The sequence below is a fragment of the Roseinatronobacter monicus genome, from assembly GCF_006716865.1.
GTDB lineage: Bacteria > Pseudomonadota > Alphaproteobacteria > Rhodobacterales > Rhodobacteraceae > Roseinatronobacter > Roseinatronobacter monicus.
Genome location: NZ_VFPT01000001.1, coordinates 2,563,956 through 2,588,668, shown reverse-complemented (window position 1 = coordinate 2,588,668; position 24,713 = coordinate 2,563,956). Strand labels below are relative to the sequence as shown.

Below are 24,713 nucleotides of genomic sequence, written 5' to 3'. Positions count from 1 at the left end.
ACGCGTTGGATGCCCACACGCACCTGTCAGTTGCTGCGGGCGATAACGAATTGCGCAGCGTCGCGCAACTGTGCTGCATCGTCGCCATAGACCTTTAACGCGGCCTGCGCTTGCACGATCAGGTCTTGGGCGCGCGCTTTCGCCCCGTCCAGCCCCAGCAGCGACACGAATGTGGCCTTGCCTGCGCAGGCGTCCTTGTGCAGGCGCTTTCCTGCCAAGGCTGCATCGCCTTCGACATCAAGGATGTCGTCGGCGATCTGAAAGGCAAGCCCGAGTGCGCGCGCATAGGCGGCAAGCGGGGCAGTATCGGCCTGCGCCATCCGGGCGCCTGCGCAGGCGGACCATTCGATCAAGGCACCGGTCTTGCCTGCCTGAAGTGCAGTGATTTCATCAAGTGACAGCGGCGCGGTGGCGGTTTCCGCTTCAATATCCAGCGCCTGGCCCAGCACCATGCCCGCGCCCCCGGCCGCCTGCGCCATCGACGCAATCAGTGCCAGCCGCCCTTGCGGTGTGGGGGCTGCATCATCGCGCGCAAGCAAGCCAAAGGCCAGCGATTGCAGCGCGTCGCCGACAAGTATCGCGGTGGCCTCGTCCCATTTGACATGAACAGTTGGCTGGCCCCGGCGCAGATCGTCGTCATCCATGGCAGGCAGGTCATCATGCACCAGCGAATAGGCATGGATCGCCTCGATTGCGGCGGCTGCCTGCACGGATATTTCGGGCGCAATTCCATGCAGCCTTGCGGATTCCATCACCAGAAAACCACGCAGTTTCTTGCCGCCGCGTGCCGCGTAGGCCATTGCGTCGCGCACCTGACTGTCGGGCAGGGCGGCGATTTCGGCTGCCAGACGCGCCTCAATCTTCTCTGCCGCCGAGTGAAGGGCGGTGGCAAAGTCGCTCATGCCGAGAATGGCTCCGTGCCCTTGGGCGTTCCGTCTTCGGACAGCCGGATCGCCTCGACGCGCATCTGGGCCTCGTTCAGGCGGGTTTCACAATGCTTTTTCAGCGCGGCCCCGCGTTCATACAGGGTGATCGACTGGTCCAGCGGGACATCGCCGCGTTCCAGCCGCGTGACAATCTCTTCCAGCCCGCGCAGGGCTTCTTCAAAGCTCATCTCGGAAACAGCTTTGTCGCTCATGCGCTTTTCTCCATCAGCACGCGGATATGCGCCGAAACACTGCGGCTCAACGCATCCAGATCATAGCCCCCCTCCAGCACCGAAACCAGCCGCCCGCCGCTATGGCGCGCGGCAATGTCGCACAGGGCACCTGTGACCCATGCGAAATCATCTTCGGTCAGGTTCAGTTGCGCAAGCGGGTCATCGCGGTGGGCGTCAAATCCGGCGGATACCAGCACCAGTTCAGGGGCAAAGCGCTCCAGTTGCGGCAAGACCGTATCTTCATAGACCCTACGAAAGCTGGTGCCTTCGGTCTCAGGGGGCAGGGGAATGTTCATGACATTGCCGAATGCGCCGCGTTCATCGGCCTTGCCGGTGCCGGGCCAGAGCGGCATCTGGTGACTGGACACGAACAAGGCGCGCCGCTCGTCCCACAGCAGGTCTTGTGTGCCATTGCCGTGATGCACGTCGAAATCGACCACCGCGACACGCTGCAACCCGTGGCGTTCCATCGCATGACGCGCTGCAATCGCAATCGTGCCGAACAGGCAAAACCCCATGGGCGTCGCGCGTTCCGCATGGTGGCCGGGGGGGCGCATGGCGACAAAGGCATTCTGTGCGGTTCCGTCCATGACCAGATCAACGGCATGGCACGCCCCGCCGACACCGCGCAGGGCCGCGTCCAGTGATCCGGGCGAGACATGCGTATCGGCATCAAGCTGATACATGCCTGCCGCCGGGATCGCCTTGCGGATACGGGTCACATAATGTTCGGGATGGCACAGCAAAAGCTGGTCTTCTTCGCCCAAGGGCGCGTCCAGCCGCATCAGCCCTGCGAATTCGGGGGCGGCGATGGCGGAATAAATCGCGTCTATTCGGGCGATCTGCTCGGGGTGTCCGGCAGGTGTCTGATGTGCGAGGGCGTCGGGGTGGGTGAGAAAAGCTGTCGTCATGGCGCAAAGCTAATCTATTGGCAGATGCGGGGGAAGAGCGATTCTTTGATATCGGGTGCTTGTCGGTCCCGCGCAGGGGTGGCAATGTCGCGTCAGGCCCGCGGTGCCACCACAATAAGGAAAAATGCAGATGACACCGAACAAGACACTTTCCATCCTGACGCCGACATTGCCCGAACACCCGTTCCTGACCGACGCAGACAAAGCCGTGGCCTATCTGGAAGAGTTGTATGCCACATCGACCAAATTTCTGATTGATGCGTTCAACCGTGTGGTCAGCGGGGAAAAGACTTCGGCGCGGTATCGTGCGTTTTACCCTGAAATCCGCTTTGTGACCTCGCGCTATGACCAGATCGATTCGCGCCTGAGCTATGGGCATGTGTCCGAGCCGGGCAGCTACGCCTCGACGGTGACGCGGCCGGATCTGTTTCGCCATTACCTGCGCCAGCAGATATCGCTTTTGATGCAAAATCATGGTGTGCCGGTCAGCATCGGTCCCTCAATGACGCCCATTCCGCTGCATTTCGCCATGGCGGGGCGCGGCGATGTCAGCCTGCCGGAGAATGGCGAGTTGTCCTTGTCGCTGCGCGATATGTTTGATGTGCCTGATCTGGCCACGACGAATGATGATATCGTCAATGGCGACCGCGCGCAGAATGATGACGGCTCGCGCCCGCTGGCGCTGTTCACGGCGCAGCGCATCGACTACTCGCTGGCGCGGCTGGCGCATTACACCGCGACCGACCCCGAGCATTTCCAGAACCATATCCTGTTCACCAACTATCAGTTCTATGTTGATGAGTTCGAGGCTTTCGCCCGTGAGCAGTTGCGCGACCCTGATAGCGGCTACACGTCCTTCGTTGTGCCCGGAAATTTCAAGCTGACAGACCCCGACGGGGCCATCCCGGCGCAGCCGCGTTTGCCGCAAATGCCAACCTATCACCTGAAGCGCCCGCGCGGGGCGGGAATTACGCTGGTCAATATCGGGGTGGGGCCGTCGAATGCGAAAACCGCCACCGACCATATTGCCGTGTTGCGCCCGCATGCATGGCTGATGGTGGGCCATTGTGCGGGCTTGCGCAATTCTCAGGCGCTGGGCGATTTCGTGCTGGCGCACGCATATTTGCGCGAAGACAACGTGCTGGATGCGGATTTGCCTGTCTGGGTGCCTATTCCCGCTTTGGCTGAAATCCAGATTGCGCTGCAAGATGCCGTGGCGCAGGTCACGCAGCTGGAAGGTTACGCGCTCAAGCAGATCATGCGCACCGGCACCGTCGCCACAATCGACAACCGCAACTGGGAATTGCGCGACCAGTCCGGGCCTGTGCAGCGGCTCAGCCAGTCGCGCGCCATTGCGCTGGATATGGAGAGCGCCACCATAGCGGCCAACGGGTTCCGGTTCCGTGTGCCCTACGGCACCTTGCTATGTGTGTCAGACAAACCCCTGCATGGCGAATTGAAGTTGCCGGGCATGGCGTCATCTTTCTACAAGACCCAAGTTGCGCGGCATTTGCAGATCGGGATTCGGGCGATGGAATTGCTGCGCGAGATGCCGCTAGAGAAAATTCACAGCAGGAAACTGCGCTCATTTAGTGAAACTGCCTTTCTGTAAGTGGCATTTTATGGCCTTTTCGGTGGAAAAGCTGCTTTTTCTGAGGTTGGGGTGATTGCCAGTCCCTGAAATCTCGGGCTAGATGCGGCTCGCAATGCAACGCATCGTTGAGTGGCGCAGATGCGTCGCTGCCAGAAAAAACTTATCCTAAGGAGTTCAAGATGACTGCTAAACCGATGACCAAGACCCAACTCGTCGCAGCACTGGCCGAGAAGATGGACGCTGACAAGAAGACTGCGGCAGCCGCGCTGGACGCTGTGTCGGATCTGGTCATGCAGGAAGTTTCTGCAGGGGGCGCGATCACGCTGCCCGGTATCGGCAAGATCATGTGCCGCGCGCGCCCAGAGCGTCAGGTTCGCAACCCCGCAACAGGCGAGACAATGACCAAAGCGGCGGACAAGGCAGTCAAGGTCACGATTGCAAAAGCGCTGAAAGATGCCGTCAACGGCTAAGCCACCGCCATGACAGATTTGCAAAAGGCCATCCGGTTTCCGGGTGGCCTTTTTCATGCGCGCGCTGATGCGCCCAATGGGCAGAATTTGTCGGCGTGCAACATATCTGTAGTCTTGCATCTGTCACAAAGACCTATAAGGTCTGGTGTGTAGTTTGATGCGCTCTCCCTCGCATCCGTCAATGCAACGTATGACAGGATCATGCGATTTTTCGCATGAGGGAGAAAGACATAATGAACAGACGAGGATTCATCCAAAGCACAGGTGCTGCAACGCTGGCGCTTGCGCTTCCGCAGCGGCTACAGGCAAGAACCACGCTGGAACACGGTGGAACGCGCATCGACATGCTGTCGGACGGGTATCTTGAACTTCCGGCTGACATGATGCTTGAGAACATGCCGCAAGATGAATTGGCCGAAGTGCTGGCCCGCCACGGCCTGAGCGGCGACCAGTTCGAGCCGCCCTGCAATCTGGTCTTGCTGCGTGATGGGCCGCGCGTGGTGATGTTCGATATTGGCGCGGGGCCGGATTTCATGCCCTCTGCCGGTCACATGATGCAGGCGATGGACTCGCTCGGTGTTGCCCCCGAAGACATCACGCATCTGGTCATCACCCACGCGCATCCCGATCACATCTGGGGGCTGTTGGATGATTTCGATGAACCCCTGCTGCCCAATGCCGAGGTGATGATGGGGCGCGCGGAATGGGATTACTGGATGGACCCTGACACGGTTGAAAGCATTGGTGCCGCGCGGCAATCTTTCGCAGTGGGCGCGCAACGGCGGCTGGTAGAGGTCGAGGAACATGTGTCCCTGTTCGAGGATGGCGCAGAGGTTCTGCCGGGCATTCAGGCCATGTCCACACCCGGCCACACACCGGGCCATATGTCCTTTGTACTGGATGCAGGCGGGCAGGGCCTGATTGTGACAGGCGATGCGCTGGTTAATCATCATCTGGCGTTCGAGCGGCCAGAATGGCATTCCGGTTCTGATGACGACCTTGAACAGGCGGCGCAAACACGGCTGCGCCTGTTGGACCGGATCACCGCAGATGATCTGACGATCCTTGGCTTTCATCTGCCAGAGGGCGGCATTGGCCGCGCCGAGCGACTGGCCGACAACCGCTACCGTTTTCATGCAGGAGTATGAGATGACACGTATATCAGGCGTTTTCGCAATAGCTTTTCTCTGGGCAGGTGCCGCCTTCGCATCCGAGGATATACCCGACAAATATCCGCAGTCTGTGCTGTATAACAAACCGGTTGAGGTGATCCCCAATGTCTGGACTTCTATCGGCGCAACTGCTCCGCCCACCTATGAAAATTCAGGCCATAACAACAATCTGAGTTTCGTCATCACCGGCGAAGGGGTGGTCGTCGTCAATTCCGGCGCATCCTATCAGATCGCGCAGGCGCTTCACGAAGAAATCCGCGCGCGCACGGATCAGGATGTGATGCTGGTGGTCGCCGAAAACGGGCAGGGCCATGCCATGCTGGGCAACAATTACTGGATTGAACAGGGCGTGCCTATCTTGGCCCATGTCGATGCTGCGGCCGAGTTCGAGAAAGACGCCGGTCAGGCGCTTGCCAGCTTGCAAAACTATGCGCGCGAGAAATCCGAAGGCACTGTTCCGATGCAACCGACCGAGTTATTCGAGGATCGCGTCGAGATGACGATGGGCGATTTCCGTATCGAGGTGCTGCATCTTGGCCCCGCCCACAGCCCCGGTGACACGCAGGTCTGGTTGCCCGAACAGTCGCTTGTGATTGCTGGCGATATTGCCTTTCACGAACGTATGCCCCCGATATTCGAGGGAACCTGCACCTCGTGCTGGATTGAGACATGGGAAACGGCGTTCGAGCCATTGGGCGCAACCTATGTCATTCCCGGTCACGGGCACCCCACCAACATGGCGCAGGTCCGGCGCTATACGCATGATTATCTGGTCTGGCTGCGCGCGCGCATCGGCGAGCATATTGATGAGGGCGGTGATCTGACGACAGCCTATTATGTCGATCAGTCGCCCTATACCCAGCTTGACACATTCGACGAACTGGCAACGCGCAACGCGGGTGCTGTCTTCGCGGAAATGGAGTGGGAATAATCGCATCCTTGCCCCGCGCGCAGGTTTTGCGCGCGGGGCTGCTGGACATTGCCCGAATGGCGCGCGAAACATTGTCTCATGAGCGACCATATCCTGACCGACAGCCAAATTGCGGCCCTGACACAGCTGCGCCGCCGCTTGCATCAGGCACCGGAAATCTCCGGCGCAGAAGCGGCGAGCGCTGACGCCATCAGCCAGTTCTTGCGCGCAACCTCTCCCGACCAGATCGTTGAGGGCTTGGGCGGGCATGGTCTGGCCTTTGTCTATGACAGCGGCCAACCGGGGCCACATGTGATGTTCCGCGCAGAGCTGGACGCGCTGCCGATTCAGGAACAGACCGGTCTTGACTACGCCTCTCAAACCGCCGGTGTGGCGCATCTGTGCGGGCATGACGGGCATATGGCCATTCTGGCAGGCTTGGGGTTGTGGCTGGGGGGCAACCGGCCTGCAACCGGGCGGGTGATCTTGCTGTTCCAACCCGCCGAGGAAACCGGTGCTGGCGCGCGCGCCGTGCTGAATGACCCGAAATTTGCAACCCTGCGCCCCGACTGGGCCTTTGCGCTGCATAATATGCCCGGCATGGCGCTGGGCACGGTCGCTGTGGGGGCGGGGCCTGCAAGCTGCGCCTCGGTCGGGTTGCGCTTGCGCTTTCAGGGGCGCGAGGCACATGCCTCTCTGCCTGAAACGGGTGCCTCGCCTGCACCTGCATTGGCCGCAGTGATGGCAGAAGTGGCGCGCCATGCGACCGCCCCACCGATGGGGCCAGATTTCCGGCTGGCCACGTTGTGCCATCTGAACATGGGCGTGCCCGCCTTCGGGATTGCCCCCGCGCAGGCAGAGGCCTTTGTGACCCTGCGCACCGTAAGTGACAGCGCATTGGAGCGGTTCGAGCAGGACATCTGCGCGTTTGCGCAGGCGCATGCCAAGGGGGTGAAGTTGGAGGTTACCCGCCACGATCATTTCAACGCCACCCATAATGACCCGCAAGCGGCCACGCATGTGTCGCGCGCTTGCACCGCCCTTGGGGTGCAAAATGGTGAGTTTGCTTTGCCCATGCGCGCCTCGGAAGATTTTGGCGCGTTCAGTGCAGGCACCCGCACGGCCTTGTTCTTCCTTGGCGCAGGCGAGGGCCATCCGGCGCTGCACAATCGTGATTATGATTTCCCCGATGCTCTGATCACGACAGGGGTGGCGATATTCGCACAGATCCTGACCGGTATTCACGACGAGACGCGTAAACATCCCCACCCCAAGGCCGCTTTCAGTCCTAGCGGTGTCGCGCCTTTCAGGCGCAGCGATCCCCGACCTTGATCCCGCGCGCGCTCGCACCGCCCAACGATTTTCAAGCAGGCGGAGGGACGGTATCGGAAGGGCTGGTCATTCTTCGGTTTTCCTGTTCTGAATAGAGTGTAAATCCCACTGAGAGGAGCGCTTATGTATTCTCATATTCTGGTGACCGTCGCCTATGAGGCGGCACAAGATGCCGCGCCATCGCTGGATATTGCGAAGGCGCTGCTTGCACCGGGCGGGCAGATCACGCTGATGCATGTGATGGAGCCTGCACCTGTATTCGCCCTGAGTTACTTGCCCGAGGGCTGGCGCGAGGATATGCGCAGCGCCATCGAGGCGGATATGGCCAAGCTGGCCGAAGGGCTGGAGAATGCGGCGATTGTCGTGGCCGAAGGGGATGCCGCCCATGAGGTGCTGGAACATGCCCGCGCACAACGGGTGGCGTGCATTGTCATCGCCTCGCACCGGCCCGGAACGCAAAGCCTGCTGCTTGGCTCGACCGCCAGCAAGGTTGTGGCGCGCGCACAGTGTGCCGTGCATGTCGCGCGCCGCCCTCCGGCCGCTTGAGAGCGCCTGTGATCGCGCAAATTGGGCGCTTTCGCGTCCTGTTCCTGATGGCGGCGGAGGCGGAATACGGCCCCGAACTGCGCGCGCGGTTTACCCCGGTCATGACCGGGGTTGGCCCGGTCGAAGGGGCCGTAGCCACAGTCGCCACGCTGGCGGGTTTGCAGGCGGGCACAGGCTTGCCGGATCTGGTCGTCTCGCTCGGCTCGGCAGGGTCTGCGCGGCTGGAGCAATGCACAGTTTATCAGGCCCATTCGTTGGCATACCGCGATATGGATGCCACAGCGCTGGGCTTCGAGAAGGGCGTCACGCCGTTTCTGGACCTGCCTGCAAGCTTGGCGCTGCCCCACCAGATCGCAGGTCTGCCATCGGCCAGCCTGTCGACCGGGGCCAATATCGTCTCGGGTGCGGCCTATGACGGGATTTCTGAGGATATGGTCGATATGGAAAGCTACGCGGTGCTGCGGGCCTGCCAGCGCTTCGACGTGCCGCTGATCGCGCTGCGGGGCATATCTGACGGGGCGGCCCCACTGGAAGGGCTGCACAGCTGGACGGAATACCTGCACATCATCGACGCGCGTCTGGCCGAAGCGGTGGACAGGCTGCGCGCGCAGCTTGAGGCCGGGGAATTGTTGGGCTGAGGTCCAATGGTCACGACCTGCCTAATGCGCGCGCTGCCCTTTTTTGGCGCGACCTAGGCTGAATGCCCTGATCTTACGCGGATTTGGCCAGCATAAATCGCTCTAGCTTCAATCGCAGACCGCCGCACCGCGGCCCGACGCTGCGCGGCTTGATCCATCGCACCACCGTCCGCAAAGCCCTCATTCCGTAATTGAGTATCTCGTCCGGTGACGCGCTATAGATAGCGCCGCGCGTAGCGATGGCCCAGACCTGTCAGGATTTCATAGCCGATTGTCTCGATCACATTTGCCAAGTCATCTATGCTTTGATGCGGACCAATCAGGTCCAGCATTTCCGGGTCATGGGGCACATCACTGATGTCGATGGTCAGCAAGTCCATCGACACGCGCCCAATCAGCGGGCAGGGAATATCCTCGGCCCAGAGCGTGGCCTTGTGGGACAAAGCGCGCTGGATGCCATCGGCGTAGCCTGCGGAGATTGTGGCCACGCGCATGTCATGCGGGGCCGTGAAGCTGTTGCCATAGCCCACAGTCTCGCCTGCATCGACATAGCGGGTCTGAATGACAGGAATGCTCAGGCGCACAACAGGCTGCGCCTGTGTAAAGGGATCACCGCCATACAGGCCAATGCCGGGGCGGGTTATGTCGAAGTGATAGTCCTTGCCCAGCAGCACCCCGCCCGTGGCCGCAAGCGAGCGCGGCACCCCTGTGCCATCAGTCATCTGGTGAAACAGGTCGAGCTGTTGTGCATTCATGTCATGGTCGGGCACGTCCGAGCAGGCGAGATGCGACATCAGCAGTTCGGGCCCCTGTGCCAGCGCAATCTCGGCGACTGCGGCCCATTCGGCGGGCTCCATCCCCAGTCGGTTCATCCCGGTATCCAGCTGAATGCCGAACGGGTGGCCGTTCAACGCCTCAAAATGGCGGGTCAACTGTTCGGTGGAATTGAGCATGGGGATCAGCCGCGCCTCGGATATCAGGCGCGCATCGCCTTCCATATGCCCGCCATAGACATGGATGGGCAGGTCAGGTCCGATCGCCGCGCGCACGGCAACCCCTTCTTCGGCCAGCGCCACAAAGAAGCGCCGCGCCCCTGCATGGGCCAGCGCATGGGCCACATGGCCCGCGCCCAGCCCGTAGCCATTGGCCTTGACGGTTGCTGCGGTTTGCACCTGCGCGCCCGACTGCGCATCAAGCGCGCGCCAGTTCGATTGCAGTGCCTTGAGGTCGATCGAAAGTTGAGCCTGTCCCATGCCCCGCCCTTGCGCCAGCTTACGCCAGAGGTCAAGTCAGAAAATACAAGGAGGGGTGGTGCTGTGAGAGAGGATTGAACTCTCGACCTCACCCTTACCAAGGGTGTGCTCTACCACTGAGCTACCACAGCATAGCCTATCGGCGCTTGCCGCGGCTAGGTAGTCGGAAATTTCGCGCTGTGCAACCCTTATCTGGACGGTTTTTGAAACTTGCGCTACGAGGGGACATGAGTGAAACCAAGGCAAATAAAGCAGGGTCGGCAAAAACCCGCGATGCGGCGCGGGCCGCACGGTTGAAAGCTGCCCTGAAAGCGAATATCGCCAAACGCAAGGCGCAAACTCGCGCGCGCTCAGATGCGCCACAGACCGTGCAAAAAGATAAAGAGTAAAGGGCAGAGCACATGGATTCGATCGTTGTCACCGGGAATGGTCCCCTCTCAGGGGAAATCCCGATTGCGGGTGCAAAGAATGCCTGCCTGACGCTGATGCCTGCCACGCTGCTGACAGATGCGCCGCTGACGCTGACCAATGCGCCGCGCCTGTCGGATATTCGCACCATGTCCGAGCTGCTCGGCTCGCTTGGGGCTGAGGTGGCCAGCTTGCAAGATGGCAAGGTGCTGGCCTTGTCCAGCCATGACCTGACCTCGCACCGCGCCGATTATGACATCGTGCGCAAGATGCGGGCGTCTATTCTGGTGCTGGGCCCGATGCTGGCACGCGACGGGCATGCGATTGTGTCCTTGCCCGGTGGCTGTGCCATCGGTGCGCGTCCTGTGGATTTGCACCTGCGCGCGCTGGAGGCACTGGGCGCGGAATTGAACCTGCGCGATGGCTATGTACATGCGAAAGCGCCGGGCGGGCTGAAGGGCGCGCGCTTTGCGTTTCCCATCGTGTCAGTCGGGGCCACGGAAAACGCGCTGATGGCGGCGACACTGGCCAAGGGCACGACCATTCTGGAAAACGCCGCGCGCGAGCCTGAAATCGTCGATCTTGCCCAATGTCTGCGCCGCATGGGCGCGCAGATCGAGGGCGAAGGCACCAGCACCATCACCATTCAGGGTGTGGCCAGCCTTGGGGGGGCGACCCACCCTGTCGTGACCGACCGGATCGAGCTGGGCACCTATATGCTGGCCCCTGCCATCGCTGGCGGCACGGTCGAATGTCTGGGCGGACGGCTGGATCTGGTGCAGGCATTTGCCGACAAGTTGCAAGAAGCCGGGGTCGAAGTGACCGAGACGGCGCGCGGGCTGCGCGTCAGCCGCACGTCAGACCGGTTGCGCCCGGTGAATGTATCAACAGAACCTTTCCCCGGCTTCCCGACCGATTTGCAGGCACAATTCATGGCCGCCATGTGCAGCGCCGATGGTGTTTCGGTGCTGGAAGAACATATTTTCGAGAATCGCTTCATGCACGCGCCGGAACTGACGCGGATGGGCGCACAGATCGACGTGCATGGCGGGACCGCCACTGTCACAGGTGTCGAGCGGTTGCGCGGTGCGCCGGTAATGGCGACCGACCTGCGCGCCTCTGTCTCGTTGATCCTTGCCGCCCTTGCCGCCGAAGGGGAAACAGTTGTCAGCCGCGTATACCATCTGGACCGCGGTTATGAGAATGTCGAAGACAAGCTGGGCGCGTGTGGTGCCAAGATAGAGCGGATCAAGCACACATGAGTGATGCACGGTTTGAAGATGGGGCCGAACGCCCGCTGCGCCTGCAAGCGCTGGACGCTGATGATTTGAAGGTGATCTCGGCGCTGGTTCAGGATGCGGTTTTCCCCACACCGGAAATGTCCTTTGATCGCAAGCGCCGCCGCTTTGCGCTGCTGATCAATCGCTTTCGCTGGGAAGATCACGCACGGGCGGCACCGGGTGGCGACTATGAGCGCGTACAGTCCGTGCTGATGATCCATGATGTGATGGGCGCTGCTACCACCGGGTTTGACCGGGCGGATGCGAACCTGATCCTGTCGCTGCTGGCGCTGGAGTTTCATCCGGGCGCAGATGGTGCGGGCCATGTGTCGCTGATCCTTGCTGGTGACGGGGAAATCCGGCTGGAGGTGGAATGTCTGGATGTCGCCCTATCTGACGTGACGCGGCCCTATCGCGCCCCCGCGCGCAAGGCGCCGGAACACCCGTTGGACAAGGACGCCTGAATGCCCGTTTTTCTTGACAGCCGCGCCTCGGATTTCGAGGCGGGCTTTACCGCATTGCTGAGTGCCAAGCGCGAAGACGCGGTTGATGTCGATGACACGGTTGCCGCGATCATCGCAGATGTGCGCGCGCGCGGCGATGCCGCCGTGATCGAGCTGACTACGAAATTTGACCGCCTGACGCTGACCCCCGAAACACTCGCCTTCACACCAGACGAGATCGAGGCCGAATGCGCCCGTGTGCCAGCGCATGAGCGCGCGGCACTGGAACTGGCCGCCACCCGTATCCGCGCCTATCACGCGCGCCAGCGCCCCGAAGACATGCGCTGGCACGATGAATATGGCGCGGAACTCGGCTGGCGCTGGGGGCCAGTGGCGGCAGCGGGTCTGTATGTGCCGGGGGGGCTGGCAAGCTATCCATCCTCGGTGCTGATGAATGCGATCCCGGCACAGGTGGCAGGGGTGGAACATCTGGTCATCTGCGCGCCAACACCGGGCGGGGTGGTCAACCCGCTGGTGCTGCTGGCGGCGCGGCTTGCGGGTGTGGACAAGGTCTACCGCATTGGTGGCGCGCAGGCCGTGGCGGCTATGGCGTATGGTACTGAAACCATAGCGCCTGTGGACAAGATCACCGGACCCGGAAATGCCTATGTCGCAGCCGCCAAGCGGCGCGTCTTTGGTCGCGTCGGGATTGACATGATCGCTGGCCCATCCGAGATACTGGTCATCGCAGACAGCGACAATGACCCCGACTGGATCGCGCTGGACCTGCTGTCGCAGGCCGAACACGATGAGAATGCCCAATCGCTGCTGATCACCACGGATGAGGGGTTTGGCCGCGCAGTCATGCAGGCTGTGGACAAGCGCCTTGAAACATTGGAGCGCCGCGCCATCGCGGGTGCAAGCTGGCGTGATTATGGCGCGGTAATCGTGGTGCGCGATCTGGCCGAGGCGGCGGCCTTGTCAGATCGCATCGCGCCCGAGCATCTGGAACTCTGCGTGGCTGACCCCGATGCGCTGCTGGACAGCATTCGCCATGCAGGCGCTGTGTTTCTGGGCCATTGGACGCCTGAGGCGATTGGCGATTATGTCGGCGGGCCAAACCACGTGCTGCCCACCGCCCGCTCGGCGCGGTTCTCGTCCGGGCTGTCAGTGCTGGATTTCATGAAGCGTACCACCTTGGCCCGAATGACCCCCGAAGCGCTGGCCGCGATTGGCCCTGCGGCCGAACAACTGGCAATTTCCGAAAGCCTTGAGGCGCATGGGTTGAGTGTGCGCGCCCGGCTGGAGCGCCTGAACCGCTGACGCTGCACCGAGTTGCAGATGTCGGGAGTGTGAGTATTTTTGGCAAGACAATGGGGAAGGGGTTTTCCTTTCATCCCCGCCGTGTCAATCCTGTAGCCAGCATCAGCAGGGGGCAGAGCCATGCCGTATTTCACAGCGCCCGATGGGGCAAAGCTGCATTACACCGATGACGGCCATGGGCGCGCGCTCCTGTGTCTGTCCGGGCTGACGCGCAACGGGACGGATTTCGATTATCTGGCACCGCATTTGCCCCCCTTGCGGTTGATCCGGCTGGATTATCGGGGGCGCGGCAAGTCGCAATGGACAGGCGCGCAGACCTATACAGTGATGCAGGAAGGCGCGGATGTGATTGCGCTGCTGGATCATCTGGGGCTGGATCAGGTGGCCGTGCTGGGCACCTCGCGCGGGGGGATTATCGGCATGTATCTGGCCGCAGTCGCGCGCGACAGGTTGCGGGGGCTGTGTCTGAACGATGTGGGGCCGGTGATTGACGCAGAGGGGCTGGCGCGGATTTCGCAGTATATCGGGCAAACCCCGACGGCCTGGAGCCATGCTCAGGCCGCAATCGCGCTGGAACGTGCATCGCCTGAATTTTCGGACATGCCTGAAGGACGCTGGCTGGAAGAAGCGCAGCGCCATTTCATTGCCACTGATCAAGGGCTGGAGCTGAACTATGACCCGGCCTTGCGCGATGCCTTTCTGGCGGCGATGGAGGGGGGCGGCGGGGATTTATGGCCGATGTTCGCGGCCTGTAACGGGATGCCGCTGGCGCTGATCCGCGGGGCCAATTCCAATTTGCTAAGCGCTGAAACCGCCGCCGAGATGCAGCGCCTGCGCCCGGATATGCTGTTTGCCGAAGTGCCGGGGCGCGGGCATATCCCGTTTCTGGATGAACGCGAGTCGCTGCAAGTCATTCATGAGTGGCTGGGGATGTGCCTGTGAACTACGACATGATTTCTGCGGCGGCACAGCGCCTTGAAGGGTATGCGCGGCGCACGCCCTTGCTCTCGTCGCCCTTTCTCGACGAAATCGCGGGGCGCAGGGTCTTCGTCAAAGCGGAATGCCTGCAACATACCGGCAGCTTCAAGTTTCGCGGTGCGTGGTCGGCAATCACATCGCTACCAAAGGGCGCGCGCGGTGTGATAGCGTTTTCCTCGGGCAATCACGCGCAGGGGGTAACTTATGCGGCGGGGCTGCGCGGATTGCCTGCGCTGATCATCATGCCGCGCGATGCGCCCGCGATCAAGATTGCCAATACCCGCGCGCTGGGGGGCGAGGTGGTGCTGTATGACCGCACGCGCGAGGATCGTGACGTCTTGGGCGCGGCCTTGGCGGCCGAACGCGGGCTGGAGTTGATCCAGCCTTTTGACCACGCGCAGGTGATTGCGGGTCAGGGCAGCGTCGGGCTTGAAATCGCCGAACAGGCACGGGCCGAAGGTGTGGACGAGGCGCAGGTGCTGGTCTGCTGCGGGGGCGGCGGGCTGACATCGGGTATAGCGCTTGCACTGGAACGGCAGGCCCCGCAGATGCAGGTCCGCACTGTCGAGCCGGAGGGGTTCGACGATGTCGCGCAATCGCTGGCAACAGGGCAGGTCGTGGAGAATCCGACACGCTCGGGCCTGTGCGATGCGATCGTCACACCGCGCCCCGGCAAGCTGACATGGCCCATTTTGCAGCGCCTGTGTGGTCCGGGGCTGGTGGTCAGTGATTCTGATGCGCTGCGCGCTATGGTGCTGGCGCATAACCGACTAAAGCTGGTGTTGGAACCGGGCGGCGCGGTGGCGCTGGCCGCAGCCCTGTTTCATCCGGGCCAGATTTCGGGCGCGGCGGTTATCGTCACGGCCTCTGGCGGGAATGTGGACCGCGCTGTGCTGCAATCCGCTTTCGCACAAGGGGACGGGGATGCCGCGCGCTGATCTTGGGCATATCCAGCTGCATGTCCGCGATGACGGGCCAAGGGACGGGCTGCCGGTTGTCTTCTCGAATGCGCTGGGCACGGATTTGCGGATGTGGGACGCGCTTTTACCTCATCTTGCGCCGGGGCTGCGCGTGATCCGCTATGACAGGCGCGGCCATGGCCTGTCGGATGTGCCGCAGACCCCGTATAGCATGGGCCAGTTGGTGCGCGATACCGAAGCGCTGCTCGACCACCTGAATATCCGCGCTTGCGTCTTTGTCGGGCTGTCGCTTGGCGGCATGGTGGCGCAAGGGCTGGCAGTCAAGCGCCCCGACCTGATCCGCGCACTGGTGCTGTCAAACACCGCAGCGCGCATCGGCACTGCCCAGATGTGGCGCGACCGCGCGGCGGTGGCGCGCACGCAGGGGCTGTCTGCCTTGGTCGATGCCACGATGGCGCGCTGGTTCACCGCCAGCTTTCGCGCCAGTCCCGATCTGGCGCTGTGGCGCGACATGTTTCTCGCAACCCCTGTCGAGGGCTGGGCGGGCTGCGCTGAAGCAATCGCAGGCACGGATTTCTACAGCACCACTGCCGGTCTGAAACTGCCCACCTTGGGGATCGCGGGCGAGCGCGACGGCTCTACCCCGTCTGATCTGGTCCGCGAAACTGTCGATCTGGTGGCAGGGTCGGAATTTGCATTGCTGCGGCGCGCAGGCCATTTGCCCCATGTCGAACATCCTGCTGCCTATGCTGAAATATTCAATCGCTTCCTAAAGACACACGGTCTGGTAGCAGAGTGACCATGTCGCATTTTCTTGCTCTAAATACTCAAATTCCCGCACCAAAACGCACGCGATCCGCTGATAGGTCGAAATCCCGTTTCCCATCGCCGCGCGTGCGCGTTAAGATGCGGTGCATCAAGACAGGCAGACCCGCATGAGCGAGACGCAAATCCCCTATCAGGTTCTGGCGCGCAAATACCGCCCCGAGAGTTTTGCCGATCTGATCGGGCAGGATGCGATGGTGCGCACCTTGCGCAATGCCTTTGCGGCAGACCGCATTCACCATGCTTTCATCATGACCGGCATTCGCGGCACCGGCAAAACCACCACGGCGCGGATCATCGCCAAGGGGTTGAACTGTATCGGGGCTGACGGCGCGGGCGGACCAACCACAGAGCCATGTGGTGTGTGCGAGCATTGCCGCGCGATCACGGATGGCCGCCATGTCGATGTGCTGGAAATGGACGCGGCCTCGCGCACGGGCGTGGATGATATCCGAGAGATTATCGCGTCGGTCGCTTATCGGGCGGCTTCTGCGCGGTATAAGATATATATCATCGACGAAGTGCATATGCTGTCCAACAACGCGTTTAATGCGTTGTTGAAAACGCTGGAAGAACCGCCTGCGCATGTGAAATTCATCTTTGCCACGACCGAGATCCGCAAGGTGCCGGTCACCGTCCTGTCGCGCTGCCAGCGCTTTGATCTGCGCCGAATCGAGCCTGAAATCATGATTGCCCATCTGGACAAGGTCGCCAAGGCCGAAGGCGGGCAAGTCGCGCAAGACGCGCTGGCGCTGATCACCCGCGCCGCCGAAGGGTCGGTGCGCGACGCGATGAGCCTGCTGGATCAGGCGATCAGCCACGGCGCGGGCGAAACCAGCGCCGATCAGGTGCGCGCCATGCTGGGGCTGGCGGACCGCGCACGGGTGCTAGATCTGTTCGATCATATCATGCGGGGCGATGCGGGGGCGGCACTGGCCGAACTGGCTGCGCAATATGCCGATGGCGCGGACCCGATGGCGGTTTTGCGCGATTTGGCCGAGATCACACATTGGCTGAGTGTGACCAAGATCACGCCGGATGCAGGCAATGATCCCACCCTCAGCCCCGAGGAACGTGACCGGGGTGCGGGCATGGCCCAAGCCCTGCCGATGCGTGCGCTGACGCGGACATGGCAAATGCTGCTGAAAGCGCTGGAAGAAGTGGCCAGCGCGCCGAATGCGATGATGGCAGCAGAAATGGCGATCATCCGCTTGACACATGTGGCCGATCTGCCCAGCCCTGAAGAACTGGTGCGCAAGTGGCATGACCAGCCCCCCCCCAGTGTGGGGCCAGGTGTTGGGCCAGGTGCTGGGCCGGGCGGGGGCGGCGCGGGCAGACCGCCGCGCGCGCCCGCACCGCAAGACCATGCCGGACCGGCGACGCACCGAAATGGTGGCGGGCGCGGGGCGGGCCCGCAGGCGGCGCTGGCCGGCGCCGTACCGGCTTTGGCGCATTACCCAGATTTCGACGCCGTCGTTGCCATGATCCGCGAAAAACGCGACATGGCGCTTCTGGTCGAGGTGGAGACCTGTTTGCGGCTGGTGAAATATTCCCCCGGCCGGATCGAGTTTGAGCCGACCGAGGCGGCCTCGCCCGATCTGGCCGCGCGATTGGCCGGGCGCTTGCAGGGCTGGACAGGGGTGCGTTGGGGCGTATCTGTCACCTCTGGTGGGGGGGGCACGACACTGGCCGAGCGCCGCGCCACAGAATTGGGTGAAAAAGAAGATGAGGCGCTGAAAAATACCCTTGTCGCGGCCGTATTCGAAAGTTTTCCCAGTGCAAAGATCACAGAGATCAGAGACCTGAGCGATGCTGAATCCGATGCCGCCGCCGAGGCACTGCCCGAAGTAGAAGACGTTTTCGATCCCGACTGGGACCCGTTTGAAGAAACATGAAGAAAGGCTGATGAGATGATGAAAGGTTTGGGCGGAATGGCCGATATGGCCAAGATGATGAAAGCCGCGCAGGACATGCAGGGCAAGATGGCGCAGCTTCAGGAAGACCTGAAGACAATCACTGTGACCGGCGAATCCGGGGCCGGGCTGGTCAAAGCCACGGCAACCGCCAAGGGCGAGTTGACAGCACTGGATATCGACCCCTCGATCTTCAACTCCGATGACAAGGAAGTGGTCGAAGACCTTATCCTTGCTGCGATCAAGGATGCCCAAGCCAAGGCCGAGGCGCGCGCCAAGGAAGAGATGGGCAAACTGACCGAGGCCATGGGCCTGCCGCGCGACATGAACCTGCCTTTCTGAGCGGATAGGAAGTGATGGACCGCGCGCCCAATGAGATCGAGGCGCTGATTGCGCAGGTTGCGCGGCTTCCGGGTCTGGGGCCGCGCTCTGCGCGCAGGCTCGTGCTGCATCTGATCCAGCGGCGCGACCAAAGCCTGCGCCCGCTTCTGGCGGCGTTGGACAGGGTCGCGCAAAGCGCGCAGACCTGCACGACCTGCGGCAATATCTCGACCTTGCCGGTATGCGAAATCTGCATCAATCCAAAACGCGCAACGGCTGAAATTTGCGTGGTCGAGGATGTGGCCGATCTGTGGGCGATGGAGCGCGGCGGTATCTTTGGCGGGCGCTATCACGTGCTGGGCGGCACGTTGTCGGCGCTGGATGCGGTCGGCCCGGAAGACTTGCGCATTCCCGAACTTGTGGCGCGGGTGCAGGCCGAGGGCGCGCGCGAAGTGATCCTAGCCCTTGCCGCCACGGTCGACGGGCAGACCACGGCGCATTATATCGCCGATGCGCTGGCGGGGCTGGACGTGCAGGTCACAGCACTGGCGCAAGGCGTGCCCATGGGTGGCGAGCTGGATTATCTGGATGACGGCACGATTGGCGCGGCCTTGCGCGCGCGCAAGGCGGTGTAAGGGGGCTTTGCCCCCCTGCGGCTGCGCCGCATTCCCCCCAGAGTATTTCGGGCAAGAAAATGTTATAAGATGGTCATCCCCTCGGGCGGGTTTGCGCAGTAATGCGCAAGCCGCGATTCGAGATTGCCCAGATGCAGTTCCAGTTTGTGCCCGTCAGGGTCCAGCACATAAAGCGAAGCTCCTTCCGAGCGGTTGGTTTTCCAGCGTGGCGCATCTGACAGCCGCGCGCAGAGCGCTTCAAAATCGGACGTGGCGCAGGACAGGGCGATGTGGCTGTCATCCGCGCGCGGGGTGGGCGCGCCCTGTTCCAGACACAGCCACAAGGTGCCGCCTTCGAGATAGGCGGAACGCGGCCCCTGCGCGCGCAGCGCCATGCCCAAGGCATCCACATAGAATGCCAATGCGCGCGGCAGGTCTGCCACCACAAGTGTCACATGATTGACGCCGGTGATCATGGTCTGGCCATGGTCGTCAAAAAGTCTGGTCGCCCTGTTGCCAGGGCTTGATCAGATTGCCAAAGCGGGTGAAGCGCCCTTCGAAGCTGAGTTCGACGGTGCCAATAGGGCCGTGGCGCTGCTTGCCGATGATGCATTCGGCCTTGCCATGCACGGATTCCATGATCTCCTGCCATTTGGCCATGCCGTCCAGATCGTGATCTGATGGTTTTTCGCGTTCGCGGTAATATTCATCGCGGTAGACGAACATCACCACATCTGCGTCCTGCTCGATCGAGCCGGATTCGCGCAGGTCTGACAGTTGCGGGCGCTTGTCTTCGCGCGATTCCACCTGACGTGACAGCTGGCTGAGCGCAATCACGGGGATGTTCAACTCCTTGGCGATGGCCTTTAGCCCCTGTGTGATTTCCGAGACTTCCTGCACGCGGCTTTCCTTGGACGTGCCACGCAGCAGTTGCAGGTAGTCGACCATCAGCACATCCAGCCCATGTGTACGCTTGAGGCGGCGTGCGCGGGCGGCCACCTGGCTGATCGGCAGGGCGGGGGTGTCATCGATATAAAGCGGGCAGGCTTCCAGCGCCTTGGCGGCCTCGACAAAGCGGCGAAATTCGCCTTCGGTCATGTCGCCACGGCGGATCTGCTCCGAGGGCACTTCCGACGCCTCTGACAGGATGCGCGCGGCCAACTGCTCGGCGCTCATCTCTAGGCTGAAGAACCCCACGACCCCGCCATCGACCGCCCCCTCAGTGCCGTCATGCTTCATCCCATGCTTATACGCCTTGGCGATGTTGAACGCGACATTGGTGGCCAGCGAGGTCTTGCCCATCGAGGGGCGCCCCGCGAGGATGATCAGATCGGACGGGTGCAGCCCGCCCAGCTTCTTGTCGAGATCAATCAGTCCGGTGGAAATGCCCGCAAGCCCGCCATCACGCTGATAGGCGGCATTGGCCATGTTCACGGCATCGGTGACAGCTTTGAGAAAGCTTTGGAAGCCGCGTTCGGCCACGCCTTGTTCGGCCAGCTTATACAGGCGCTGTTCGGCCTCAATGATCTGTTCTTTCGGCTCTGAGGTGACATCCATCTGGGCGGCGCGCGCGGATATATCCTGCCCCAGCCGGATCAGGTCACGCCGCACTGCCAATTCATAGATCATCTGCGCATAGTCGCGCGCCGCATAGGCCGAAATCGCAGCCGCCGCGATGCGCGCCAGATAGGCCGGGCCGCCCAGTTCCTTCAGCCCTTCATCGTCTTCCATGAAGGCCTTGAGCGTTACCGGAGAGGCGAGCGCATTCTTGCGGATACGCGCACTGGCAATCTCGAAAATGCGCTGGTGGACAGGGTCGTGGAAATGTTCGGGCTTCACCAGCGAGGAAATGCGGTCATAGACATCATTGTTGACAAGGATCGCGCCCAGAAGCTGCTGCTCTGCCTCGATATTATGGGGCATTACATTGGCTGTGCCATCATCTTGCGACCGGATCGCTGTGATCTCGTTCATTGTCTCACCTGCCTGTCTCTGCCTTTGATTGGGGATGTGATAGCAGGATTCGGGGGGAACTGGCAAATTGTATAACCCTGTGGGTGGGCTGTGGATAAGCTTTATCTGGTGGCTTGGCAGGAAAATGCCGCAATATGCTGCGGGCGGGTGCGGGCTGCGTGCATGTCCTGCTCCTGCGCGGTGGTCCGCGCTCTTGCCCCTTGCGCCCCCTTGGGCTAAGGCCAAGCCGACCCGTTGCCAAGGAGTGCGCGCTGATGGCGAAAAACAAGGGCCCCAGACGCCCCAAGGCCGAGACGCCCAAGGGCTTTCGCGATTATTTCGGCGCGGAAGTGACCGCGCGCAAGGCCATGCTGGACCGGATTGCGGCGGTGTATCATCGCTACGGATTTGATGCGCTGGAAACATCCGCCGTGGAGACGGTCGAGGCGCTGGGCAAGTTCCTGCCCGATGTGGACCGCCCCAATGAAGGCGTGTTCGCATGGGAGGAAGACAGCGACTGGCTGGCGCTGCGCTACGATTTGACGGCCCCTTTGGCGCGGGTGGCGGCGCAGTATCGCAACGACCTGCCGACCCCCTACCGCCGCTATGCGATGGGGCCGGTCTGGCGCAATGAAAAGCCCGGTCCGGGGCGGTTCCGGCAGTTTTATCAGTGCGATGCGGATACAGTCGGGGCGGCATCGGTGGCGGCGGATGCCGAGATTTGCGCGATGCTGGCGGATGCTTTGGAAGAGGTCGGAATTCCGCGCGGGGATTATGTGATCCGTGTGAACAATCGCAAGGTGCTGAACGGGGTGATGGAGGTTGCGGGGATACTGGACCCTGCGGAACCGACCAAGTTCGAGCATGAGCGCGGGATCGTGCTACGCGCCATCGACAAGCTGGACCGGCTGGGAGTTGAGGGCGTACGCGCGCTGCTGGGTGAGGGGCGCAAGGATGAGAGCGGGGATTTCACGAAGGGGGCGGGGCTGGGTGACGAACAGATCGCGCCTTTGATGGCATTTTTGAACGCCCCTCAGGAAGCGATGGCCCGCAGCAAGCAAATAAGAGATTTTGTTAGCAATACTAAGGATGATGGTTCTCCGATTAATGTTATCGGTGGGCAGGGTGTAGCAGAGGAATTCTCTCGTTTGTTCGCTGCTCTCTTGCGTGCTCCTAACGAAAGTCCGTCCCCCGCAAACCATTATTGGAATCATGCGGCTCTTAGCACCCTTCGAGAAATCGTAGGCGAGTCATCAGAAGGAAAGCAGGGCACAAGTGAGTTAACCGAAATTATCACACTCCTTACCGCCCAAGGCTATGGCCCTGACCGCATCATCATCGACCCTTCGGTCGTGCGTGGCCTCGGCTATTACACTGGTCCGGTCTTCGAGGCCGAACTGACCTTTGAAATTCTTGATGAAAAAGGCCGCCCGCGCCAGTTTGGCTCTGTCGCAGGGGGCGGGCGCTATGATGATCTGGTCAAGCGCTTCACAGGTCAGGCTGTGCCTGCAACGGGCGTCAGTATCGGGGTGGACCGTTTGTTGGCCGCCCTTGCCGCCAAGGGGCGGCTGGAGGATGCGGCACAGGGGCCGGTGGTCGTGACCGTCATGGACCGCGCGCGCATGGCCGATTACATGGGCATGGTGAATGAGTTGCGCACCGCTGGCATTCGCGCCGAGATGTATCTGGGCAACCCCAAGAATTTCGGCAACCAGTTGAAATACGCCGATAAACGCCAAAGTCCTGTTGCCATCATTCAAGGTGAGGATGAGGCCGCGCGCGATGTGGTGCAGGTGAAAGACCTGATCCTTGGCGCGAAACTGGCCGTTGATGCCACGCTTGAAGAATGGAAATCCCAGCCCGCGCAGGTCGAAGTGCCGCGCGCCGATTTGGTGGCCACAGTGCGCGAGATTATGGGGCGGCACGGATGACACGGGCCGAGGCGATTGCCGCCGAGTTGCTGGCCGGAATGCAGGGCGCGGGCGCGCTGCCTGTGGCGGCGGACATCCTGCAACCCGCTGAAACGCTGCTTGATCTCTACGGCGAGGATATCCGCGCGCGCGCCTATGTGACCCATGATCCCGCGCTTGGCGAGATGATGTTGCGGCCTGATTTCACGGTGCCGGTTGTGCAGGCGCATATGAAAGGTGGCGCGGAACCCGCGCGCTACTGCTATTCGGGGCCGGTGTTTCGCAAGCAAGAGCGCGCGGGCGGTCGGGCGCGCGAATATTTGCAAGTCGGCTATGAGGTGTTTGCCCGCAATGATCCTGCGCGCGCGGATGCCGAAGTCTTTGCGCTGTTTGCGCGTTTGCTGGGGGCGTATGACCTGCGCCCGATGACCGGCGATATCGGTATTCTGAAAGCCGCCGTGGCGGGGTTGCAGACTTCGGAGCGGCGCAAGGCGGCCCTGATGCGCCATATCTGGCGGCCAAAGCGCTTTCGCGCATTGCTGGAGCGGATGGGCGGGCATGGCCCGCTGGCCGCGGCCCGCGCAGAGCTGGTTGCGCAACTGCGCGCACAGCCTGCGGGCGCGCTGATGCAAGAGGCGGGCCAGAGGGTCGGGCTGCGCAGCAAAAGTGAAATCGAGGCGCGTATTGCCACGCTGCTGGAGGATGCCCAGACACCGCCCATCCCGCAGGACCAAGTCTCGGCGCTGGAGAAGATTTTGTCATTGGCCGCACCTGCGCGCGACGGGCTGACGGCGATGCGCGCGCAAAACTGGGCCGCACTTGCCCCCGCCCTTGACCGGTTGGAGGCGCGGCTGGATGCGCTGGACACTGCCGGAATAGACAGCGCGACCCTGCCGTTTGAGGCAAGCTTCGGGCGCACGACGATGGAATATTACGACGGCTTCGTGTTCGGCTTTCTGTCCGCGCGCGATGACCTGCCGCCTGTGGCCACAGGCGGGCGCTATGACGCGCTGACGGCGGTGTTGGGGCAGGGGCGTGCCATTCCGGCGGTGGGTGGTGTGATCCGGCCCGCAACCCTTGCAGCTTTGGAGGGCGCGCAATGACTGTGCTGCTGGGCGTCCCGTCCAAGGGGCGGTTGATGGAGAAAACCTTTGATTGGTTCGCCGAGCGGGGCGTCAGCCTGAAACGCACAGGCGAGGCGCGCGAATATGCAGGCGCGGTCGAAGGGGTCGCGGGGGTCAAGCTGGTGTTGCTGTCAGCCTCGGAAATCCCGCGTGAACTGGCAGCGGGGCGCATACATCTGGGCGTCACAGGGTCGGACCTTGTGCGCGAGGAGCTGGCCGATTGGGCAGCAACGGTGGTGGAACTGGCGCCGATGGGGTTCGGCCATGCCGATCTGATCGTGGCGGTGCCAAAGGCGTGGGTCGATGTGGAAACGCTGGATGATCTGGATGCGGTTGCCAGCGCGTTTCGCGCGCGTCATGGCTTTCGGTTGCGGATTGCGACCAAATATCACCGGCTGGTGCGTGACTATCTACGCGCGCATGGGGTGGCGGATTATCAGTTGGTCGACAGTCAGGGTGCGACCGAAGGCACGGTCAAGAACCTGACCGCCGAGGCGATTGCCGACATCACCTCAACCGGCGAGACATTGCGCGCCAACCACCTGAAAATACTGCGCGACCCGCCTGTGCATTGCTCGCAGGCGACGTTGTTTGCGGCGCACGGGGCCGAATGGGGCGCGGGGGCGGATGCCATGCGCGCGTTTTGCGCGCAGCTTGGTGTGACACTGCCAGACGCGCTTTTGCAAAACGCATAGCGGGCGCGCGCCGTGGGTTAG

26 protein-coding genes and 1 tRNA gene are annotated in these 24,713 nt (G+C 62.0%); 20 read left to right on the top strand and 7 right to left on the bottom strand.

Going from position 1 to position 24,713, the window contains the following annotated elements; genetic code table 11:
• Positions 1 to 26: 26 nt before the first annotated feature.
• Genes BD293_RS12370 through BD293_RS12360 form a run of 3 tightly spaced genes read right to left on the bottom strand, consistent with a single transcriptional unit; the run spans position 27 to position 2,070 of the window.
• Positions 27 to 902 (bottom strand): polyprenyl synthetase family protein, encoded by an 876-nt coding sequence (locus BD293_RS12370; protein WP_142082163.1) that lies wholly within the window; start codon positions 900 to 902, stop codon positions 27 to 29.
• The gene (locus BD293_RS12365; RefSeq protein ID WP_142082161.1) at positions 899 to 1,138 is read right to left on the bottom strand and encodes an exodeoxyribonuclease VII small subunit; all 240 of its coding nucleotides are present in this window, start codon (positions 1,136 to 1,138) and stop codon (positions 899 to 901) included. The genes BD293_RS12370 and BD293_RS12365 overlap by 4 nt, the downstream gene beginning before the upstream one ends.
• Positions 1,135 to 2,070 carry a histone deacetylase family protein gene (locus BD293_RS12360; RefSeq protein WP_142082159.1) on the bottom strand — a complete coding sequence of 312 codons (936 nt, stop codon included), beginning with the start codon at positions 2,068 to 2,070 and terminating at the stop codon, positions 1,135 to 1,137. The genes BD293_RS12365 and BD293_RS12360 overlap by 4 nt, the downstream gene beginning before the upstream one ends.
• A 130-nt stretch (positions 2,071 to 2,200) precedes the next feature.
• Between BD293_RS12360 and BD293_RS12355 the strand changes: the two genes are divergently transcribed.
• From BD293_RS12355 to BD293_RS12325, 7 genes are all read left to right on the top strand, one after another.
• Positions 2,201 to 3,682, top strand: a complete 1,482-nt coding sequence (locus BD293_RS12355; protein WP_142082157.1) for an AMP nucleosidase — start codon at positions 2,201 to 2,203, stop codon at positions 3,680 to 3,682.
• A 161-nt stretch (positions 3,683 to 3,843) separates the two neighbouring features.
• Positions 3,844 to 4,134, top strand: a complete 291-nt coding sequence (locus BD293_RS12350) for an HU family DNA-binding protein (protein WP_142082156.1) — start codon at positions 3,844 to 3,846, stop codon at positions 4,132 to 4,134.
• Between the two features lie 233 nt (positions 4,135 to 4,367).
• The gene (locus BD293_RS12345; RefSeq protein WP_246086291.1) at positions 4,368 to 5,282 is read left to right on the top strand and encodes an MBL fold metallo-hydrolase; all 915 of its coding nucleotides are present in this window, start codon (positions 4,368 to 4,370) and stop codon (positions 5,280 to 5,282) included.
• Between the two features lies 1 nt (position 5,283).
• Positions 5,284 to 6,237, top strand: a complete 954-nt coding sequence (locus tag BD293_RS12340) for an MBL fold metallo-hydrolase (protein WP_142082151.1) — start codon at positions 5,284 to 5,286, stop codon at positions 6,235 to 6,237.
• Between the two features lie 78 nt (positions 6,238 to 6,315).
• Positions 6,316 to 7,548: an amidohydrolase gene (locus BD293_RS12335; RefSeq protein WP_142082150.1), complete on the top strand. Its 1,233-nt coding sequence runs from the start codon at positions 6,316 to 6,318 to the stop codon at positions 7,546 to 7,548.
• Positions 7,549 to 7,671: 123 nt separating this feature from the next.
• Entirely contained in the window at positions 7,672 to 8,094 is a 423-nt protein-coding gene (locus tag BD293_RS12330; protein WP_142082148.1) for a universal stress protein, read from the top strand.
• Positions 8,095 to 8,102: 8 nt separating this feature from the next.
• Positions 8,103 to 8,732 (top strand): 5'-methylthioadenosine/S-adenosylhomocysteine nucleosidase, encoded by a 630-nt coding sequence (locus tag BD293_RS12325; protein ID WP_211841021.1) that lies wholly within the window; start codon positions 8,103 to 8,105, stop codon positions 8,730 to 8,732.
• 215 nt (positions 8,733 to 8,947) lie between these two features.
• Here the strand turns inward: BD293_RS12325 and alr are convergent, their stop codons facing one another.
• Entirely contained in the window at positions 8,948 to 9,985 is a 1,038-nt protein-coding gene (alr, locus tag BD293_RS12320) for an alanine racemase (RefSeq protein ID WP_142082145.1), read from the bottom strand.
• Between the two features lie 56 nt (positions 9,986 to 10,041).
• Positions 10,042 to 10,116: transfer RNA gene (locus BD293_RS12315), tRNA-Thr, on the bottom strand.
• Positions 10,117 to 10,212: 96 nt separating this feature from the next.
• Between BD293_RS12315 and BD293_RS22710 the strand changes: the two genes are divergently transcribed.
• From BD293_RS22710 to recR, 10 genes are all read left to right on the top strand, one after another.
• Entirely contained in the window at positions 10,213 to 10,374 is a 162-nt protein-coding gene (locus BD293_RS22710; protein ID WP_170207128.1) for a hypothetical protein, read from the top strand.
• A 12-nt stretch (positions 10,375 to 10,386) separates the two neighbouring features.
• Positions 10,387 to 11,655 (top strand): UDP-N-acetylglucosamine 1-carboxyvinyltransferase, encoded by a 1,269-nt coding sequence (gene murA, locus BD293_RS12310; protein WP_142082143.1) that lies wholly within the window; start codon positions 10,387 to 10,389, stop codon positions 11,653 to 11,655.
• Complete coding sequence (locus BD293_RS12305; RefSeq protein WP_142082142.1) at positions 11,652 to 12,137, top strand: DUF2948 family protein; 486 nt, start codon at positions 11,652 to 11,654, stop codon at positions 12,135 to 12,137. The genes murA and BD293_RS12305 overlap by 4 nt, the downstream gene beginning before the upstream one ends.
• Positions 12,138 to 13,439: a histidinol dehydrogenase gene (gene hisD, locus BD293_RS12300; RefSeq protein WP_142082140.1), complete on the top strand. Its 1,302-nt coding sequence runs from the start codon at positions 12,138 to 12,140 to the stop codon at positions 13,437 to 13,439.
• 120 nt (positions 13,440 to 13,559) lie between these two features.
• Positions 13,560 to 14,381 (top strand): alpha/beta fold hydrolase, encoded by an 822-nt coding sequence (locus tag BD293_RS12295; protein WP_142082139.1) that lies wholly within the window; start codon positions 13,560 to 13,562, stop codon positions 14,379 to 14,381.
• Positions 14,382 to 14,389: 8 nt separating this feature from the next.
• Positions 14,390 to 15,355, top strand: coding sequence for a threonine ammonia-lyase (locus tag BD293_RS12290; protein WP_142084553.1), 966 nt, complete (start codon positions 14,390 to 14,392; stop codon positions 15,353 to 15,355).
• A complete protein-coding gene (gene pcaD / locus BD293_RS12285; RefSeq protein WP_142082137.1) occupies positions 15,342 to 16,136 on the top strand; it encodes a 3-oxoadipate enol-lactonase in 795 nt (264 codons plus the stop codon). The genes BD293_RS12290 and pcaD overlap by 14 nt, the downstream gene beginning before the upstream one ends.
• 136 nt (positions 16,137 to 16,272) lie before the next feature.
• Positions 16,273 to 18,057 carry a DNA polymerase III subunit gamma/tau gene (locus BD293_RS12280; RefSeq protein WP_142082135.1) on the top strand — a complete coding sequence of 595 codons (1,785 nt, stop codon included), beginning with the start codon at positions 16,273 to 16,275 and terminating at the stop codon, positions 18,055 to 18,057.
• A 15-nt stretch (positions 18,058 to 18,072) separates the two neighbouring features.
• Positions 18,073 to 18,417: a YbaB/EbfC family nucleoid-associated protein gene (locus BD293_RS12275; RefSeq protein ID WP_142082133.1), complete on the top strand. Its 345-nt coding sequence runs from the start codon at positions 18,073 to 18,075 to the stop codon at positions 18,415 to 18,417.
• Positions 18,418 to 18,431: 14 nt separating this feature from the next.
• Positions 18,432 to 19,031, top strand: a complete 600-nt coding sequence (recR, locus tag BD293_RS12270) for a recombination mediator RecR (protein WP_142082131.1) — start codon at positions 18,432 to 18,434, stop codon at positions 19,029 to 19,031.
• A gap of 62 nt (positions 19,032 to 19,093) precedes the next feature.
• On the opposite strand, the gene BD293_RS12265 is transcribed toward recR, so the two are convergent.
• Together BD293_RS12265 and BD293_RS12260 are read right to left on the bottom strand one after the other, a co-directional pair.
• On the bottom strand, positions 19,094 to 19,486 hold the full coding sequence (locus BD293_RS12265; RefSeq protein WP_142082130.1) for a VOC family protein: 393 nt from the start codon (positions 19,484 to 19,486) through the stop codon (positions 19,094 to 19,096).
• Between the two features lie 16 nt (positions 19,487 to 19,502).
• On the bottom strand, positions 19,503 to 20,984 hold the full coding sequence (locus tag BD293_RS12260) for a replicative DNA helicase (protein WP_142082128.1): 1,482 nt from the start codon (positions 20,982 to 20,984) through the stop codon (positions 19,503 to 19,505).
• A gap of 254 nt (positions 20,985 to 21,238) precedes the next feature.
• Here BD293_RS12260 and hisS point away from each other — a divergent pair, with 254 nt between their 5' ends.
• The 3 genes from hisS to hisG are packed head-to-tail and all read left to right on the top strand — an operon-like array spanning position 21,239 to position 24,692.
• Entirely contained in the window at positions 21,239 to 22,894 is a 1,656-nt protein-coding gene (gene hisS, locus BD293_RS12255; RefSeq protein ID WP_142082126.1) for a histidine--tRNA ligase, read from the top strand.
• Positions 22,891 to 23,976, top strand: coding sequence for an ATP phosphoribosyltransferase regulatory subunit (locus tag BD293_RS12250; RefSeq protein WP_246086290.1), 1,086 nt, complete (start codon positions 22,891 to 22,893; stop codon positions 23,974 to 23,976). Before hisS ends, BD293_RS12250 begins: the two co-directional genes overlap by 4 nt.
• Positions 23,973 to 24,692: an ATP phosphoribosyltransferase gene (gene hisG, locus BD293_RS12245; protein WP_142082123.1), complete on the top strand. Its 720-nt coding sequence runs from the start codon at positions 23,973 to 23,975 to the stop codon at positions 24,690 to 24,692. Before BD293_RS12250 ends, hisG begins: the two co-directional genes overlap by 4 nt.
• The last annotated feature ends 21 nt before the right edge of the window (positions 24,693 to 24,713 follow it).

Excerpts from the sequence above, each read along its gene's own strand:
- hisD (WP_142082140.1), top strand. The coding sequence starts at position 12,138 with ATGCCCGTTTTTCTTGACAGCCGCGCCTCGGATTTCGAGGCGGGCTTT.
- BD293_RS12335 (WP_142082150.1), top strand. The coding sequence starts at position 6,316 with ATGAGCGACCATATCCTGACCGACAGCCAAATTGCGGCCCTGACACAG.
- BD293_RS12290 (WP_142084553.1), top strand. The coding sequence starts at position 14,390 with ATGATTTCTGCGGCGGCACAGCGCCTTGAAGGGTATGCGCGGCGCACG.
- BD293_RS12360 (WP_142082159.1), bottom strand. The coding sequence starts at position 2,070 with ATGACGACAGCTTTTCTCACCCACCCCGACGCCCTCGCACATCAGACA.
- BD293_RS12305 (WP_142082142.1), top strand. The coding sequence starts at position 11,652 with ATGAGTGATGCACGGTTTGAAGATGGGGCCGAACGCCCGCTGCGCCTG.
- recR (WP_142082131.1), top strand. The coding sequence starts at position 18,432 with ATGGACCGCGCGCCCAATGAGATCGAGGCGCTGATTGCGCAGGTTGCG.
- BD293_RS12260 (WP_142082128.1), bottom strand. The coding sequence starts at position 20,984 with ATGAACGAGATCACAGCGATCCGGTCGCAAGATGATGGCACAGCCAAT.
- BD293_RS12350 (WP_142082156.1), top strand. The coding sequence starts at position 3,844 with ATGACTGCTAAACCGATGACCAAGACCCAACTCGTCGCAGCACTGGCC.
- BD293_RS22710 (WP_170207128.1), top strand. The coding sequence starts at position 10,213 with ATGAGTGAAACCAAGGCAAATAAAGCAGGGTCGGCAAAAACCCGCGAT.
- BD293_RS12370 (WP_142082163.1), bottom strand. The coding sequence starts at position 902 with ATGAGCGACTTTGCCACCGCCCTTCACTCGGCGGCAGAGAAGATTGAG.
- BD293_RS12265 (WP_142082130.1), bottom strand. The coding sequence starts at position 19,486 with ATGATCACCGGCGTCAATCATGTGACACTTGTGGTGGCAGACCTGCCG.
- BD293_RS12280 (WP_142082135.1), top strand. The coding sequence starts at position 16,273 with ATGAGCGAGACGCAAATCCCCTATCAGGTTCTGGCGCGCAAATACCGC.
- BD293_RS12355 (WP_142082157.1), top strand. The coding sequence starts at position 2,201 with ATGACACCGAACAAGACACTTTCCATCCTGACGCCGACATTGCCCGAA.
- BD293_RS12340 (WP_142082151.1), top strand. The coding sequence starts at position 5,284 with ATGACACGTATATCAGGCGTTTTCGCAATAGCTTTTCTCTGGGCAGGT.
- hisS (WP_142082126.1), top strand. The coding sequence starts at position 21,239 with ATGGCGAAAAACAAGGGCCCCAGACGCCCCAAGGCCGAGACGCCCAAG.
- BD293_RS12330 (WP_142082148.1), top strand. The coding sequence starts at position 7,672 with ATGTATTCTCATATTCTGGTGACCGTCGCCTATGAGGCGGCACAAGAT.
- BD293_RS12345 (WP_246086291.1), top strand. The coding sequence starts at position 4,368 with ATGAACAGACGAGGATTCATCCAAAGCACAGGTGCTGCAACGCTGGCG.
- BD293_RS12365 (WP_142082161.1), bottom strand. The coding sequence starts at position 1,138 with ATGAGCGACAAAGCTGTTTCCGAGATGAGCTTTGAAGAAGCCCTGCGC.
- pcaD (WP_142082137.1), top strand. The coding sequence starts at position 15,342 with ATGCCGCGCGCTGATCTTGGGCATATCCAGCTGCATGTCCGCGATGAC.
- BD293_RS12295 (WP_142082139.1), top strand. The coding sequence starts at position 13,560 with ATGCCGTATTTCACAGCGCCCGATGGGGCAAAGCTGCATTACACCGAT.
- murA (WP_142082143.1), top strand. The coding sequence starts at position 10,387 with ATGGATTCGATCGTTGTCACCGGGAATGGTCCCCTCTCAGGGGAAATC.
- hisG (WP_142082123.1), top strand. The coding sequence starts at position 23,973 with ATGACTGTGCTGCTGGGCGTCCCGTCCAAGGGGCGGTTGATGGAGAAA.
- alr (WP_142082145.1), bottom strand. The coding sequence starts at position 9,985 with ATGGGACAGGCTCAACTTTCGATCGACCTCAAGGCACTGCAATCGAAC.
- BD293_RS12250 (WP_246086290.1), top strand. The coding sequence starts at position 22,891 with ATGACACGGGCCGAGGCGATTGCCGCCGAGTTGCTGGCCGGAATGCAG.
- BD293_RS12275 (WP_142082133.1), top strand. The coding sequence starts at position 18,073 with ATGATGAAAGGTTTGGGCGGAATGGCCGATATGGCCAAGATGATGAAA.